The following is a 14570-nucleotide window of genomic DNA, read 5'->3' as shown; positions in this document are numbered from 1 at the left end:
CTCGGGAATTCAAACGATTCTACTTTTTAACCGCATAATTAATCAGGTTCATCTGCATGTCAACATATTCTTCTAGAGAAAACTGCTTTTGCAAAATCCATCTGCGAAAGCCCCACATATGCCCTCCAACAACAATGTTATTTGCCAGCAATTTAACCTCTTTATCTTGGAGTTTATCTTTCAGGCAGGCTGTAATAACACTTTCGACAAGCCCGACCATCTCCCGCTCTTTTTGGAGGACATAATCCCTTGTTTCCTTTTTCAGTGATTTTACTTCCTGATAGAGAATGACAATCCCGTCCTGCATTTCATCCATTAAGTAAAAAAAGGAACGGATAGCCTTTTGCATATTTGGAATGGAAGGATATGCCAGATCCACAGCCCGTGCAATCCGCTCCCGCACTTGTTCATGGATGGAATCGCAGACAAGAAATAATACATCTTCCTTCGTCCGAATATATTCATAGAGCGTTCCGATACTGAATCCGGATTCTTTTGCTATTTCTCTTGTTGTTGTACGATGAAATCCCTTCTCTTTAAAAAGCTTGATTGCACCCTTGATAATTTGATCCCTCCGTATTTTCACCAGTTCACGGTCTTTGACGGAGGAGAGAATTTTCTCCTCGCTCATTCTGCAATCCCACCTTCCTTTTTCCATTTTACAAACACGTCTTTTGCCAGCTGATATGGGTCTGTATTTGCTTCAATTGCTGGAAGGTCATCTCGTTTTTCGATAAAGGTTTTTACGTCCCGCCATATTTCCTCGCGTATTAGCTCGTATACTTCAAGTTCCAGTTGCTTGGCACGCTGCTTTTTTCCAGATTGTGTTGTATACAAATAGTCATGATGTTCGTTAATTTTTTCCCACAGTTCCTCGGTTCCTTTGTTTTCGGTCGTAATCGTCTTTATGATCGGTGTCATATGATCCTCTGTTGCCGACATCATTACAAGCTCCCGTAAAAGTGCCTTCAGCTTTCCGACACCATGAAGATCTGCTTTATTGATGACAAAGAGATCTGCGATTTCCATTATGCCCGCCTTGAAAATCTGAAGAACGTCCCCACTGTTCGGTGTCAGTATAACCGCTGTCGTGTCGACCACTTTCATAATGTCGAGCTCAGACTGTCCGACGCCTACCGTTTCAACAATTACGACATCAAAACCATAAGCATCACAAATTCTGATTGCATCCTTTGTTGCACGGGAGAGCCCGCCGAGACTTCCCCTTGTTGCCATGCTTCGAATGTAGACGCCATCATCGGTGAAATGCTGATTCATACGCACGCGGTCGCCAAGCAACGCTCCACCGCTGAATGGACTGGTGGGATCAACGGCAAGGACTGCAACGGTTTTACCCGCTTCACGTATATGGGTAATCAGCCGGTTGACGAGCGAACTTTTCCCGGCACCGGGGGATCCGGTCAGCCCGACATAGATGGCATGTTTATCCAACGAAAATACATCACTGAGCAGTTCAAGCTTATCGGGGTGGTCGTTCTCAACCATCGTTATTGCCCTTGCCAGAGCACGTACATCCTTCCGTTTCATCCGTTCAACGATTTCATGCATATGGTACTTCCTTTCTGTGAGTTGCTGCTATTACATGTATGTTCTTTTATTAGCGAATGCTGGTTTGCGAATGCTGGTTTGTTATCGGTGGTTTTTTATCGGCGGTTTTCCTGGATTTAACGGCGATATTTTCTATTTATCGGCGACTTTCTGGATTTAACGGCGATATATTTTGTTTATCAGCGATTTCCCCAAATTTATCGGCGAATCACCTTTTTGGTTCTATTTCGTCAGCATTCTGCCTATAACAAGGCGCTGTATTTCATTTGTTCCTTCGTAAATCTGTGTAATTTTTGCATCGCGCATGTAGCGTTCTACGGGGTAGTCTTTCGTATAGCCATAGCCGCCAAACACTTGGACCGCTTCCACCGTGATGCGCATCGCTGCGTCACCTGCGTACAGTTTGGACATTGCCGATGCTTTTCCATATGGGAGGCCTTCTGATTCAAGCCATGCAGCCTGATAGGTTAATAGCCGGGCCGCTTCAATTTCCGTTGCCATGTCTGCCAGTTTGAAAGAGATTCCTTGATTAGTTGCGATTGGCTTACCGAATTGCTCGCGTCCTTTCGCATATTCCACCGCAGCATCCAATGCACCCTGTGCAATACCGAGTGCTTGTGCAGCGATTCCGTTCCTGCCTCCATCTAATGTTGTCATGGCGACTTTAAAACCTTCCCCTTCGTTACCAAGCATGTTTTCTTTCGGAATGCGGCAGTTTTCAAAGATTAATTCTGTTGTTGGTGAGGAGCGAATTCCGAGTTTCTTTTCCTTTTTACCAAAAGAGAATCCTTCCGTGCCTTTTTCCACAATGAATGCACTGATTCCCTTATGCTTTGCATCGGCATCAGTTTTGGCGAACACAATATAGATATCCGCAACGCCGCCGTTTGTGATCCATACTTTGTTCCCGTTAAGGATATAACGGTCGCCATCCTCCTTGGCCGTTGTTTTCATGGATACGACATCACTCCCTGCACCCGGTTCTGATAAAGCGTAAGCACCCAATGCATCGCCAGTTGCCAGGCGTGTGAGGAAGTTTTTCTTCTGTTCTTCATTCCCGTATTTATAGATGGGCCAGCTTGCGAGCGATAGGTGGGCCGAAAGTGTCACACCGGTCGATGCGCAAACCCTGGATAACTCCTCCACAGCGATACAATAGCTTACAAAATCGGCACCAATTCCACCGTACTCCTCTGGCCAAGGTATTCCTGTCAATCCGAGTTCAGCCATCTTATCGAAAATTTCCCGATCGAATCGTTCCTCTTCGTCCCGCTCGGCTGCTGTTGGCTGGACTTCCTTTTCCGCAAAGTCACGCACCATTTTTCGAAGCATTTCCTGTTCTTCGGTCAATTTAAAATTCATCCTAATCTCCCCTTAGTTCTTTAATAGATGCTTGGCAATTACGATATGTTGAATTTCATTTGTTCCTTCATAAATTTCCGTCACTTTCGCATCGCGGAACAGCCGCTCGACAGGATACTCCTCGGTATATCCGTAGCCTCCGAAAATCTGTACCGCTTCAATCGCATTGGTCATCGCTGCTTTCGTTGCGGCCATTTTTGCCATCGATGTTTCTTTGCCGCATGAAATGCCTTTTTCGATAAGGTCTGCTGCATGGTAGGTCAATAGTTTTGCAGCTTCCACAGCTGTTGCCATCTCTGCCAGCTTGAAAGATATTCCTTGATTGGCTGCAATCGGTTTGCCGAACTGTTCCCGCTCCTTCGCGTAGGCAACAGCATAATCAAGTGCGGCTTCAGCGATACCAAGACCCTGTGCTGCAATTCCGATTCTCCCGATATTCAAATTGGCCATCGCAATATTAAATCCCTTTCCTTCTTCGCCAAGCAGATTCCCTTTTGGAACGACACAATGATCGAAAGTCAGCTGGACCGTGTTCGATCCATGGAGTCCCATCTTCTTTTCTTTTTTACCAATGACAAGGCCTGGAGCGTTTTTCTCGACGATAAAGGCGCTGATATCCTTGGCATTTTTGCCTGTTCTGGCAAACGTGATGTATGTATCCGCCACACCTCCATTGGTAATGAAAACCTTTGAGCCATTTAAAATGTAGTTGTCACCATCTTTTTTCGCATTCGTTTTCAAACTTCCAGCATCTGAACCCGCACTCGGCTCTGTCAGTGCAAAGGCACCCAAGTATTGTCCAGTCGCGAGCTTTGGTATGAATCGCTTTTTCTGTTCTTCATTTCCGAAATATAAAATCGGATTGGTACCGACAGATGTGTGAACAGATAAAATAACACCGACGGTAGCGCTTACTTTTGAAAGCTCGTGAATAGTACTGATGTAGGCAGTGAAATCCATCCCACCGCCGCCATATTCCTCGGGGATCGGTATACCCATTAACCCAAGCTCTCCCATTCTCTTTACAATTTCAATCGGAAAACGGTCCTCTGTCTCCATTCGTTCGATTTCGCCGGCAACTTCCTTTTGGGCAAAATCACGGACCATTTTCCGTACCATGTTTTGTTCTTCGGTAAAATTAAAAACCATCCTCAAGCACCTCTCTTCGGTGTGTCATTTCCTAGCTATATTGATAGAATCCCCTGCCAGACTTTTTACCGAGCCAGCCTGCTTTTACATATTGCCTGAGCAACGGACATGGCCGGTATTTGCTATCCCCGAACCCATCATGGAGAACTTCCATGATGTACAGGCATGTGTCAAGTCCGATAAAATCTGCCAGTGTGAGCGGGCCCATCGGATGATTCATTCCGAGCTTCATGACGTGATCGACATCTTCCGGTGATGCGACCCCTTCATATACGGTATAAATTGCTTCGTTGATCATTGGCATAAGAATACGGTTCGATACAAAGCCAGGGAAATCTTTTACCTCTACTGGTGTCTTGCTCAGAACAACTGTCATTTTTTTAATCGATTCATAGGTTTCGTCACTTGTCTGCAGTCCACGAATGATTTCAACAAGCTTCATGACTGGGACCGGGTTCATAAAATGCATGCCGATCACCTGATTCGGGCGTTCTGTCACTGCTGCAATTTCCGTGATTGGTAATGATGAGGTGTTGGAGGCAAGGATGGCATGTTCCGGAGCAACTTGATCAAGTTCACGGAAAACCGCTTCCTTTACATCCATATTTTCCACCACTGCTTCGATAACCAAATCGCATGCTGCAGCATCTTTCAGTTCGCTTGAAGGAGATATGCGGCTCATTGTCGCTGATTTATCTTCTTCGGTGATTTTTCCTTTTTCCACATTACGCTCAAGCAATTTTTCAATTTGGTGCAGACCTTTTTGGAGCGCTTCTTCATTCATGTCATTGAGCAGCACTTCAAATCCGGATTGTGCACAGACTTGAGCTATCCCTGAACCCATTTGACCTGCTCCAACAACCATTACCTTTTTAATAGCCATTGCCGTGACTCCTCCTTTATTCTATAGTGTAAAATTTCAATCAGGGACGGGTTTTCTGGCCGTTACCTGCGGGATAAAATGTCAGGCTTTCGGAACTTCGATTAAAACGGCATCGCCTTGGCCACCGCCACTGCAGATTGCTGCGATTCCGAGGCCGCCGCCACGGCGTTTCAGTTCGTGAATCAATGTTAAGATAATACGCGCTCCACTTGCACCGATCGGATGGCCCAAAGCTACTGCTCCGCCATTTACGTTTACTTTCTCATTATCGATGCCTGCGATTTTCCCGCTTGCAAGGGAAACCGCTGCAAAAGCCTCGTTTATTTCAAATAAATCGATATCCTCTTTTTTATGTCCTGTTTTTTCAAGCAGTTTATTGATGACCAGTCCCGGTGTCTGCGGAAAATCCTTTGCTTGCACAGCTACTTCCGCATGGCCTAGAACCGTTGCCATCGGCGTTTTTCCAAGCTCTTCCGCTTTCTGATCCGACATCACGACAAAGGCACATGCCCCGTCATTGACGCCAGGCGCATTACCCGCTGTAATCGTGCCGTTTTTATCGAAAGCCGGACGCAGGCGTGCCAGTTTTTCAACGGTTGTACCTTTGCGTGGTGCTTCATCGGTATCCACAACAATCGGCTCCCCTTTACGTACCGGTACCTCGACTGGAACAATTTCTTCCGCAAATTTTCCATCCTCGATAGCCTTGGTTGCCCGTTGATGGCTGCGGTAGGACCATTCATCCTGGGCTTCCCTTGAGAGCTCGAGTTCCTCTGCTGTGGAATTCCCGTAATTGCCCATGTGAACCCCTGTAAATGTACATGTCAGCCCATCATGAACCATCATATCGACGACGCTTTTGTCGCCCATGCGGTTACCCCAACGTGCATCTGGAAGAAAGTAGGGAGCATTGCTCATGCTTTCCATTCCGCCAGCTACGATAATGTCCTCATCGCCAAGACGAATCAGCTGATCGGCAAGTGTTACGCTCCGCAAGCCGGATGCACATACTTTATTGATTGTCTCTGTCTTCACTTCCCAAGGGATTCCAGCTTCACGTGCAGCCTGACGGGAAGGAATCTGCCCCTGGCCACCCTGCAGCACGGCTCCCATAATCACTTCATCCACTTCAGAACCATCCATGCCAGCGCGATTCAACGCTTCCTTGATTACCTTTCCCCCAAGCTGTGAAGCGGTTAACGGTTTTAATCCTCCACCAAATTTTCCAAATGGTGTACGTGCTCCTGAAACGATTACTGTTTTTCTCATCGCTATCCATCCCTTCTTGATTTGGTTTTATCGCATACATTTGCTTCTATAAAATTTGAACTATGGCATTTTTATTGTGAACTATGGCTATTTTCATCTGAACTACGGCATTTTTCGCGAATCTTTGGCATTTCCCAGCAAATCATCGGCATTTCCGATCCAGCCGGTAATTTTTATCCGATTGAACGCTCGCTCACCTTCCTTCCCAAAGAATAGAGGGGTATTCTTAGCGAGCCCCTCTATCCGTTTTCATCCTATGCCGTTTTCATCTGTTCTTCCGCAAACACGGATAATGCAAGGATCTCTGCAACATCCATTGTGCTGATATCTTCATCAACCTCTTTTGCTTTTGTTCCATCGCTTAGCATTGTCAGGCAATATGGACATGCACTGGAAATCATGGACGGCTGAACAGCCATTGCCTGTTCGGTACGGGCCACATTAATCCGGTTACCCGTTGTTTCCTCTGTCCACATTAGTCCACCCCCTGCACCACAGCACATTCCATTTTCACGGCTTCTGTCCATCTCGACTAACTCCAGTCCAGGGATCGCTGTCAGGATTTCCCTTGGCGGATCATAAACTCCGTTATATCTGCCCAGATAGCAGGAATCATGGTAGGTTAGCCGTTCGTTTATGGCACGCTGCGGTTGAAGCTTGCCTGTTTTCACAAGATCATAAAGCAGCTGTGTGTGGTGATATACTTCCGCTTCAAATCCGAAATCCGGATATTCGTTTTTGAAAATATTATAGGCATGCGGGTCAATCGTTACTATTTTCGTTACCCCATTTTTCTCGAATTGCTTGATGTTTTTCTCCGCTATTTCCTGGAACAAAAATTCATTTCCGATCCGTCTTGCCGTATCTCCTGAGTTTGCTTCCGTATTGCCTAAAATTGCGAAGCTCACGCCAGCTTGATTCATTAACTTTGCGAAAGCAAGAGCAATTTTTTGGCTGCGGCTGTCAAATGACCCCATGGAGCTTACCCAGAAAAGGTATTCAAATTCTTTATCCTCTTTTTTCAGCTCTTTAACTGTTGGGATGTGAATGGATTCATCTTCATCACGCCATTTAATCCGATCTTTTTTGGAAAGTCCCCATGGATTACCCTGGCGTTCGATATTTGTCACTGCACGCTGGATATCCGAGTCCATTTTCCCTTCTGTCATGACAAGGTATCTGCGCATATCTATGATTGTTCCAACATGTTCATTATTTACCGGACAAGCATCTTCACAATTTCGGCATGTCGTGCATCCGGAAAGCTCTTCGGCTGTAATGACATCACCGATCAAGATTGCTTGCTGGACGGTCGCTGCCGCTTCATTGCTGGCACTTGCCACATTTCCTGGTGCATTTGAAAAAGCATATGCCGGAACCCATGCAGATTTCCCTGTAACAGCAGCACCTTTTTCTGTCAGATGATCACGAACCTTGATCATGATATCCATCGGAGACAGCATTTTTCCTGTGCCTGATGCAGGACAGACATCTGTACAGCGTCCACATTCCACACATGCATAGAAATCAAGCATCTGATGCTGCTCAAAGTCTTCCACTTTTCCGACACCGAAAGCAATTTCTTCTTCAGCTTCTTCACTGTCTTCATCCAGCTCGAAATCTACCTTTTTCAGTTTTCCAGGAACTTGCTTGCTTAGGAAAACATTGATCGGAGCGGCGATCAAGTGGGCGTGTTTGGATTGTGGTACATAAACCAGGAATGTAAGCAGGGTAATGGTATGTACCCACCAGGCCACGTAGAACAGGACCATCGCTGCCGCAGGGGAAAGCCACCCAAATGCCATTGCTATCAAACTGGCAACAGGCTCTGTCCAAGTCACTTCATGTCCATGCCAGAGCATCGACATACCATTGCCGAATAATACGGACAGCATCAATGTACCGATAAAAATAAGCACCAGACCTGCTTTAAATCCCCGCTTCAAACGGACAAGCTTTTCCATGTAGCGACGGTAGAAGGCCCATGCGACGGCTACGAGAATCATCAATGTGACTAATTCCTGAAAAAATACAAATCCGGGATAAAACATTCCAAACGGCAAATGGTTTCCCGGCGAAAGTCCTTTCACGAACATATCGATGGCACCGAACTGAACGAGCAGGAATCCATAGAACATCATCACATGAATCGTTCCGGATTTTTTATCCTTCAGCAGCTTCGATTGTCCGAATACAATCTTCCAGACTCGTTGCAAACGCAATTTGATTTCACCATCAAACTCGGATTTCTTCCCCAATCTTATGTAGGCAATCCGTGTTGAGACGACTTTTACAAATAGATAAAGTGCATAAAATGTAATAAGAAGAAATGCGATCCAGTTAATCACCATAAAAGTTTCCACTTCCAAGCGCCCCTTTTTTATATTCTGCATACAATGATAACGATTTCATTTTTCGGAATTTACAGTCTACCAAATCCTTACTATATACTTTAAACGTGAATGAGCATTCAGTCAACCGATTCATATAAAAAATTTAGAATATTTGTATAGAAAAAACCCCTGTTCTTTCCGTTAGGTAAGAACAGGGGTTTTTGAAAATGTTAGGTATTCGGCGATTCGCCGACATAAAGGGGAAAAGCGCTGATAAAACTGAGAATTCGCCGTTAAAATTGGGAAAGCGCCGATAAAAGTGTAGTTTCGCCGTTAAATCAGGGAAAACCGCCGATATCGCATATCCTGCGCACTGTCCGGTCCGAGGCTAGAGTGCCCCGCTCCTAAACAGCTTTGTTTCTACATTTTCTCCGGTGCAGTTACGCCGATCAAGCCCATCGCGTTAGCCAACGTAAGGCGGACAGCTTTCATTAGAGCAATCCGTGCATTCGTTCTTTCCGGATTTTCCGAATCGAGTACTTTTTCTGCGTTATAGAAGCTATGCAGCAAGGTTGCCAAGTCGAAAACATACTGGGTTACTTTGTGTGGAGTATGTTTTTCTGCAGCATCTGCCACTGTCTGTGGGAATTCCCCCAGTTTTTTCAGCAGATCCAGTTCTTTTTCAGCAGTAAGCAATGATGCGTCAACTTCTCCACCGTCTGCAAATCCTTTATTTTTCGCCTGTTCGAGCATGGTACAAATTCGTGCATGTGCATACTGAACATAGAAAATAGGGTTGTCGTTGGACTGGGATCGAGCAAGGTCCATATCGAAATCAAGCTGGGAGTCATTTGAGCGTGTGACAAAATAGTAACGAACCGCATCAACGCCAACTTCTTCCATTAACTCTCTTAGCGATACAGCTTTTCCTGTACGTTTGCTCATTTTCACTTTTTCTCCGCCTTCAAACAGGTTAACCATTTGAATGATTTTCACATCAAATTTTTCGACCGGGTATCCAAGCGCCTGTATCGCTGCCCGCATTCTCGGAATGTAACCATGGTGGTCTGCGCCCCATACATTAATGATCTGGTCAAAACCACGATCCAATTTGTTTTTATGGTAGGCAATATCAGGAGTCAAATAGGTGTAGCTGCCATCCTGCTTGATAAGCACGCGGTCTTTGTCATCCCCAAGATCGGTTGTCTTGAACCACATTGCCCCATCCTTTTCGTACGTAAAATTTCCTTCTTCTAGCGTATTTAATGCATCTGTAATTTTTTCGTTTTTATAAAGGGAGCGTTCTGAGAACCAGCTGTCAAACTCCACGCGAAAGTCTTTTAAATCTTTTTCGATGTTTTCAAGGGAGGTTTTCAGACCGAATTCTTTAAAGAATGCCAACCGCTCTGATTTTTCTTTGAATGTCCATTCATTTCCATGTTCAGCCACGATTTTTTTGGCAATATCAATAATCGCCTGTCCGTGATATCCGTCCTCAGGCATTTGGACATCTTCACCGAGCTCCTGGAAATAGCGTGCTTCTACAGAAAGGCCGAGGTTGTCTATTTGATTGCCGGCATCATTTATATAATATTCACGTTCCACTTGATAACCAGCAGCCGTAAGTACATTGCAAAGAACATCACCGAAGGCAGCATTTCGTGCGTGTCCTAAGTGAAGGTCACCGGTCGGGTTTACGGAAACAAATTCTACCTGTACACGTTCGCCATTGCCGGCATTTGTTTTACCATAGTTCTCCCCTGCTTCCAATATCGTCGGGATAATTTCTCCGAGAAAATCATTTTTCATAAAGAAGTTAATGAAACCCGGTCCTGCAATTTCCACTTTTTCGATGGATGCCTTTGTCTGGTCCAGATTTGCCACGATATCATCGGCAATTTGACGTGGTGCTTTTTTGGCAATACGTGCCAGCTGCATAGCGATATTTGAAGCGAAATCTCCATGTGCTTTATCTTTCGGTTTTTCCAGAATAATCGCTGGCAGTTCTTCTTCGGTTGCAAGGCTTGCCTTGATGACAGCCGCTGCGATTTCCTGTTTCAATGTGTTTTCTGTTTGTTCCAAAACGTTCATTGAACTTCCTCCTCTTTATATGTCAGCCTTAATGTATGTTTTCGTTTGTCCTGACCATTCAATTTCACGGTATAGTTGATGGTCATGTCACCTTCAACGGACTCGCTTGATTTGCTGTACCCAATAGTTTTCGTAAATGTCTCCATATGTAATTTGCCATGGGCGTGATGATATACATTTTCCGTGATCTGTCCGGCAAGGAATTTTTGATTCATCGAAACGGCACCAGATCTATTGATGCTGACCTTGTTTTTTTGGATGGTAATTAGATTTTTTACAACCGAACCGTCATCCATCTTCTCCTCAAAGATCAGGACATCCAAATCCTTTTTACGGAAATAACTGCCCGCGAGCAGCTGCTCGTTATGTTCCTTTTGACCACCATCATTAATAATGGTACGGAGTTTGATCATTACATTTTTTTGGAAAGAATCCATCCTATCGCCTCTAACTAATTGAAAATCTATAATGTCCCTATTATAGCGATAAACAGCATGGATAATCAATATTTATATTTTCTTTGTCAGAACCTCCCCAACCCTCGTCCCATAAATGGATAAAGTGAAGGAAATTTCAGCTTTTCCGTTTATATCCAGCTACATTTTACCATAATGAAGGATACTAACATTTTTCTATTGGAGATTACTATGATGCGATTTTGGCCAAAAAAGTTTTTTAATAAGATGGTATTTGCTTTTATTGTTACTGGTATTCTATCCCTGGCTTTCATTTACTTGCTCGCTTTTCTGATGGGACCGCCAAAACTTGCAGGTGACCAGTCCACCATCATCTATGACCAGTCAGGGGAAATTATTGGTGAAGAGCGTGGAATCGAGACAAGACACTGGCTGAAGCTGGATGAGATATCACCTGTCGTCATTGCAGCGACCATCGCGACGGAAGACCAGCACTTTTTCGATCACAATGGATTTGACTATCGCCGTATTGCAGCTGCCGTTCTGAAGAATATTACGACAACCTCTTTAAAGGAGGGTGCAAGTACAGTGACACAGCAATATGCGAGAAATTTGTTTTTGTCACCGGAAAAAACGTGGACACGTAAAATTAAAGAGGCATTTTATACGGTTCGCCTGGAAATGTTCTATTCGAAAGAGGAGATTCTCGAAGGTTATTTAAATACGATTTACTATGGTCATGGAGCATATGGTATTGAAGCGGCAAGCAACTATTTCTTCAATAAATCGGCTCTCGACCTAACCGTCGCAGAAGCGTCCATGCTTGCTGGAATTCCTAAAGGCCCAACCTATTACTCGCCATTGAACGATGAGGATAGCGCTAAACAAAGACAGCGTCTCATCTTGCAAAATTTGCTTGACCAACACATCATAACGGAGGCAGAACAGCTGGCTGCTGTACAGGAAGAACTTATTTATTCGATAACACCCGAGGAATCCGGTCCGGCACCATACTTCCGGAACCAAGCTTTACAGGAAGCTTCTTCCCTGCTGAATCTTTCACCGGATGCCATACGTACAGGCGGGTATCAGATTCATACAACATTAGACAGTGATTTACAGCGAATGCTCGAGGCGAATATTGATGAAACCATCCAGCCTGACAGCGAGCTTGAAGCAGCAGCACTCGCATTGGAACCTTCTTCAGGAGCGATTGCTGCAATGGTCGGTGGTAAAGATTACAGACAGAGCACATATAATCGGGCAGTTGATGCAAAAAGGATGTCAGGCTCCACGTTAAAGCCACTTTTATATTATACTGCCTTGCATCATGGCTACACGGCAAGCACACAGTTGATGAGCAAACCGACCGCTTTTGAGACGGAGGATGGAAAAGTCTATCAGCCAAGCAATTTCAATGGTTACTACGCCAATGAACCGATCACGCTGGCACAGGCACTCGCACTATCTGATAATGTCTACGCCGTGAAAACAAATATGTACCTCGGTCCTGAAAAGTTAATTGATACCGTGGAGCAATTCGGCCTTAAGGGCGATTTCCAAGCCGTACCTGCCTTGGCTCTCGGAACGGCATCCGTTTCAGTGAAGGATATGACCGTGGCCTATGGAATGCTTGCCAATAATGGAAGAAAAATTTCCGGCTATACGGTTGAAAAAATCCTGGATCGGAATGGAAAAACAGTTTATGAAAGGAAACAAGGTGAAGCGGAGCAAGTGCTCGATCCTAAGACAGCATTTATTCTAACCCATCTGATGACAGGGATGTTCGATGTGGAGTTGAATGGATATACAGCTGTCACAGGCTCAAGTATCTCTGATCAGCTGACAAGGGTTTATGCAGGAAAATCCGGAACCACAAATTCCGACAGCTGGATGATCGGTTACAGTCCATCCCTCGTCACCACCATATGGACAGGCTATGATGATAACCGACCCATGCAGATTGTTTCCGAGACCTCCTATGCAAAAGAAATTTGGGCAGCATTTATGGAGGAAGCACATGAAGGACAGGCCCAGGATGTATTCGCAATGCCATCCGGTGTTGTCGGTCTTCCGATTGACCCCGTATCAGGCAAACGCGCGACACCAGATTGCGGGCAAAGCAGAATAATGTATTTTGAAAAAGGTACAGAACCCCGTGACTATTGCTCCGAACATGATTTAGACGAAGCGGACAATGTAAATGAAGATGACAGAGGCATGTTTGAAAAATGGTTTGATGTGTTCTTTTGATGGAGGGTTAAGGGAGTGTTCGTGGGGTTGGGCTGTTTCTTTAGGGTAGGATGTCTTGGAAGGGGGAGTGGTGTTCTGGATATCGATGTTGTTGCGGCCCGGGTTGGGGATACTGTGTGCCGAGATGGCGGGGGTCTCGCCCAAGTTAGTGCGTTCCTCTCCCGGATGAATGGAGGGCTCTACCGAGTTAGTGTGCTTCTCTCCCGGGTGAACAGAAGGGTCGCCCGAGTTAGTGTGCTCCTCTCCCGGACAGGTGTGGTTCTGGCCCAGGTTGCCGTGTTCCTGTCCCGAGTCAGCGGGCTTCTCTCCCGTCCAACGCACTCCTCTCCCGGGTGAACTAGCTCTCTCCCGGACTAAAGGGCACAATCAATTCCCAGCCAACTATAAAACTGCAAAAAAACAGCCAACTGTCAGTGTAAGTCCGTCTTACCTGAGTGTTGGCTGCTTTTTTGTCCTAGTAAACATGAGTTAGCCCATGTATTCATAGTTTACAAATATTTATCTTAAAGTACAACAATTTCTGCAATTATTCACCATTCATTCACAAAATTGACATATTTGCTCCGGAGCGAATAGCGCCTTGCCGTGACGTATGGAATGCTACCCAACAAGACGGTGAGGGAGTTCCACAGACACTGGACACGGCTGTTTCAATGCTCCAAAACATAGCATGAAAATATGGGCCTGACTTGAAAGTTTATTCCTAAAGCGATTCTTTTAATTCACTAGTGGAGTTATTCCACATGTCTTCATTAAAATCGACGAGGAAATCTTTCAGAAGTTGTTTGGAATGTTCATCCATATGCTCGACAATGATTTTCCCTTTGAGTGATTTCTCCATACGTGTCACATGCTCTGCCATCGATTTATATGCCCGCTTGGCTTCACGGTCCACTCGAATTTCACAGCCCGTTACTCCGGCATAATATGGGCCATTTTCACCGCGCTCCACGTTTACCCAAACGATCCAGTATAATTTTCCATTCGGGACTTCACTGCGATCTGGAAGCAATTTGACCCGGCGTTCCACATCACTGCGCGCATGCATCGCACCCATATCAACATATGCTTTATTTTCATTTGGATCTACGATTACCGATGACATATTTTCCAGGCTGATGGTACCGGCACCATAGCCGCCATGACCGTCAGTGGAATCATCTTTAATGATTGTAAAGGAATTCTTCTTTTTATCTGAACTCATAATTTCATTCCTCCTATTATTACTAATGGTAATTGTAGCAT

General features: G+C 45.1%; 11 protein-coding genes. 1 reads left to right on the top strand and 10 read right to left on the bottom strand.

What is annotated here, in order from left to right; translation table 11 throughout:
• Window positions 1-19: 19 nt before the first annotated feature.
• The 9 genes from A4245_RS12685 to A4245_RS12645 all read right to left on the bottom strand — a co-directional run bounded on the left by A4245_RS12685 (window position 20) and on the right by A4245_RS12645 (window position 11093).
• On the bottom strand, window positions 20-631 hold the full coding sequence (locus A4245_RS12685) for a TetR/AcrR family transcriptional regulator (protein ID WP_067728476.1): 612 nt from the start codon (window positions 629-631) through the stop codon (window positions 20-22).
• Complete coding sequence (meaB, locus tag A4245_RS12680) at window positions 628-1569, bottom strand: methylmalonyl Co-A mutase-associated GTPase MeaB (protein ID WP_067728474.1); 942 nt, start codon at window positions 1567-1569, stop codon at window positions 628-630. The genes A4245_RS12685 and meaB overlap by 4 nt, the downstream gene beginning before the upstream one ends.
• 222 nt (window positions 1570-1791) lie before the next feature.
• Window positions 1792-2931 (bottom strand): acyl-CoA dehydrogenase, encoded by a 1140-nt coding sequence (locus A4245_RS12675; protein WP_067728472.1) that lies wholly within the window; start codon window positions 2929-2931, stop codon window positions 1792-1794.
• A gap of 12 nt (window positions 2932-2943) precedes the next feature.
• Window positions 2944-4080 carry an acyl-CoA dehydrogenase gene (locus A4245_RS12670; protein ID WP_067728470.1) on the bottom strand — a complete coding sequence of 379 codons (1137 nt, stop codon included), beginning with the start codon at window positions 4078-4080 and terminating at the stop codon, window positions 2944-2946.
• A gap of 31 nt (window positions 4081-4111) precedes the next feature.
• The gene (locus tag A4245_RS12665) at window positions 4112-4963 is read right to left on the bottom strand and encodes a 3-hydroxybutyryl-CoA dehydrogenase (RefSeq protein ID WP_067728468.1); all 852 of its coding nucleotides are present in this window, start codon (window positions 4961-4963) and stop codon (window positions 4112-4114) included.
• Between the two features lie 81 nt (window positions 4964-5044).
• Complete coding sequence (locus A4245_RS12660) at window positions 5045-6232, bottom strand: acetyl-CoA C-acetyltransferase (protein ID WP_067728466.1); 1188 nt, start codon at window positions 6230-6232, stop codon at window positions 5045-5047.
• 254 nt (window positions 6233-6486) lie between these two features.
• Entirely contained in the window at window positions 6487-8595 is a 2109-nt protein-coding gene (locus A4245_RS12655) for a (Fe-S)-binding protein (protein ID WP_084268788.1), read from the bottom strand.
• Window positions 8596-8985: 390 nt separating this feature from the next.
• Window positions 8986-10656, bottom strand: coding sequence for an arginine--tRNA ligase (argS, locus tag A4245_RS12650; protein WP_067728462.1), 1671 nt, complete (start codon window positions 10654-10656; stop codon window positions 8986-8988).
• The gene (locus A4245_RS12645; protein ID WP_067728460.1) at window positions 10653-11093 is read right to left on the bottom strand and encodes a YwiB family protein; all 441 of its coding nucleotides are present in this window, start codon (window positions 11091-11093) and stop codon (window positions 10653-10655) included. Before A4245_RS12645 ends, argS begins: the two co-directional genes overlap by 4 nt.
• A gap of 213 nt (window positions 11094-11306) precedes the next feature.
• Between A4245_RS12645 and A4245_RS12640 the strand changes: the two genes are divergently transcribed.
• Window positions 11307-13325 (top strand): transglycosylase domain-containing protein, encoded by a 2019-nt coding sequence (locus A4245_RS12640; RefSeq protein ID WP_084268787.1) that lies wholly within the window; start codon window positions 11307-11309, stop codon window positions 13323-13325.
• Between the two features lie 703 nt (window positions 13326-14028).
• Here A4245_RS12640 and A4245_RS12630 read toward each other — a convergent pair.
• Complete coding sequence (locus A4245_RS12630) at window positions 14029-14529, bottom strand: YwhD family protein (RefSeq protein WP_067728454.1); 501 nt, start codon at window positions 14527-14529, stop codon at window positions 14029-14031.
• Between the last annotated feature and the right edge of the window lie 41 nt (window positions 14530-14570).

This window comes from Oceanobacillus damuensis (assembly GCF_001618145.1).
GTDB classification, from domain to species: domain Bacteria; phylum Bacillota; class Bacilli; order Bacillales; family Amphibacillaceae; genus Oceanobacillus; species Oceanobacillus damuensis.
Note: the sequence above shows the minus strand (reverse complement) of the source record. Positions and strands in the feature narration are given on the sequence as shown.

What these genes read in the sequence shown, in the direction of transcription:
- argS (WP_067728462.1), bottom strand. Translation starts at nt 10,656, where the DNA reads ATGAACGTTTTGGAACAAACAGAAAACACATTGAAACAGGAAATCGCA.
- A4245_RS12660 (WP_067728466.1), bottom strand. Translation starts at nt 6,232, where the DNA reads ATGAGAAAAACAGTAATCGTTTCAGGAGCACGTACACCATTTGGAAAA.
- meaB (WP_067728474.1), bottom strand. Translation starts at nt 1,569, where the DNA reads ATGCATGAAATCGTTGAACGGATGAAACGGAAGGATGTACGTGCTCTG.
- A4245_RS12685 (WP_067728476.1), bottom strand. Translation starts at nt 631, where the DNA reads ATGAGCGAGGAGAAAATTCTCTCCTCCGTCAAAGACCGTGAACTGGTG.
- A4245_RS12675 (WP_067728472.1), bottom strand. Translation starts at nt 2,931, where the DNA reads ATGAATTTTAAATTGACCGAAGAACAGGAAATGCTTCGAAAAATGGTG.
- A4245_RS12670 (WP_067728470.1), bottom strand. Translation starts at nt 4,080, where the DNA reads ATGGTTTTTAATTTTACCGAAGAACAAAACATGGTACGGAAAATGGTC.
- A4245_RS12630 (WP_067728454.1), bottom strand. Translation starts at nt 14,529, where the DNA reads ATGAGTTCAGATAAAAAGAAGAATTCCTTTACAATCATTAAAGATGAT.
- A4245_RS12645 (WP_067728460.1), bottom strand. Translation starts at nt 11,093, where the DNA reads ATGGATTCTTTCCAAAAAAATGTAATGATCAAACTCCGTACCATTATT.
- A4245_RS12640 (WP_084268787.1), top strand. Translation starts at nt 11,307, where the DNA reads ATGCGATTTTGGCCAAAAAAGTTTTTTAATAAGATGGTATTTGCTTTT.
- A4245_RS12665 (WP_067728468.1), bottom strand. Translation starts at nt 4,963, where the DNA reads ATGGCTATTAAAAAGGTAATGGTTGTTGGAGCAGGTCAAATGGGTTCA.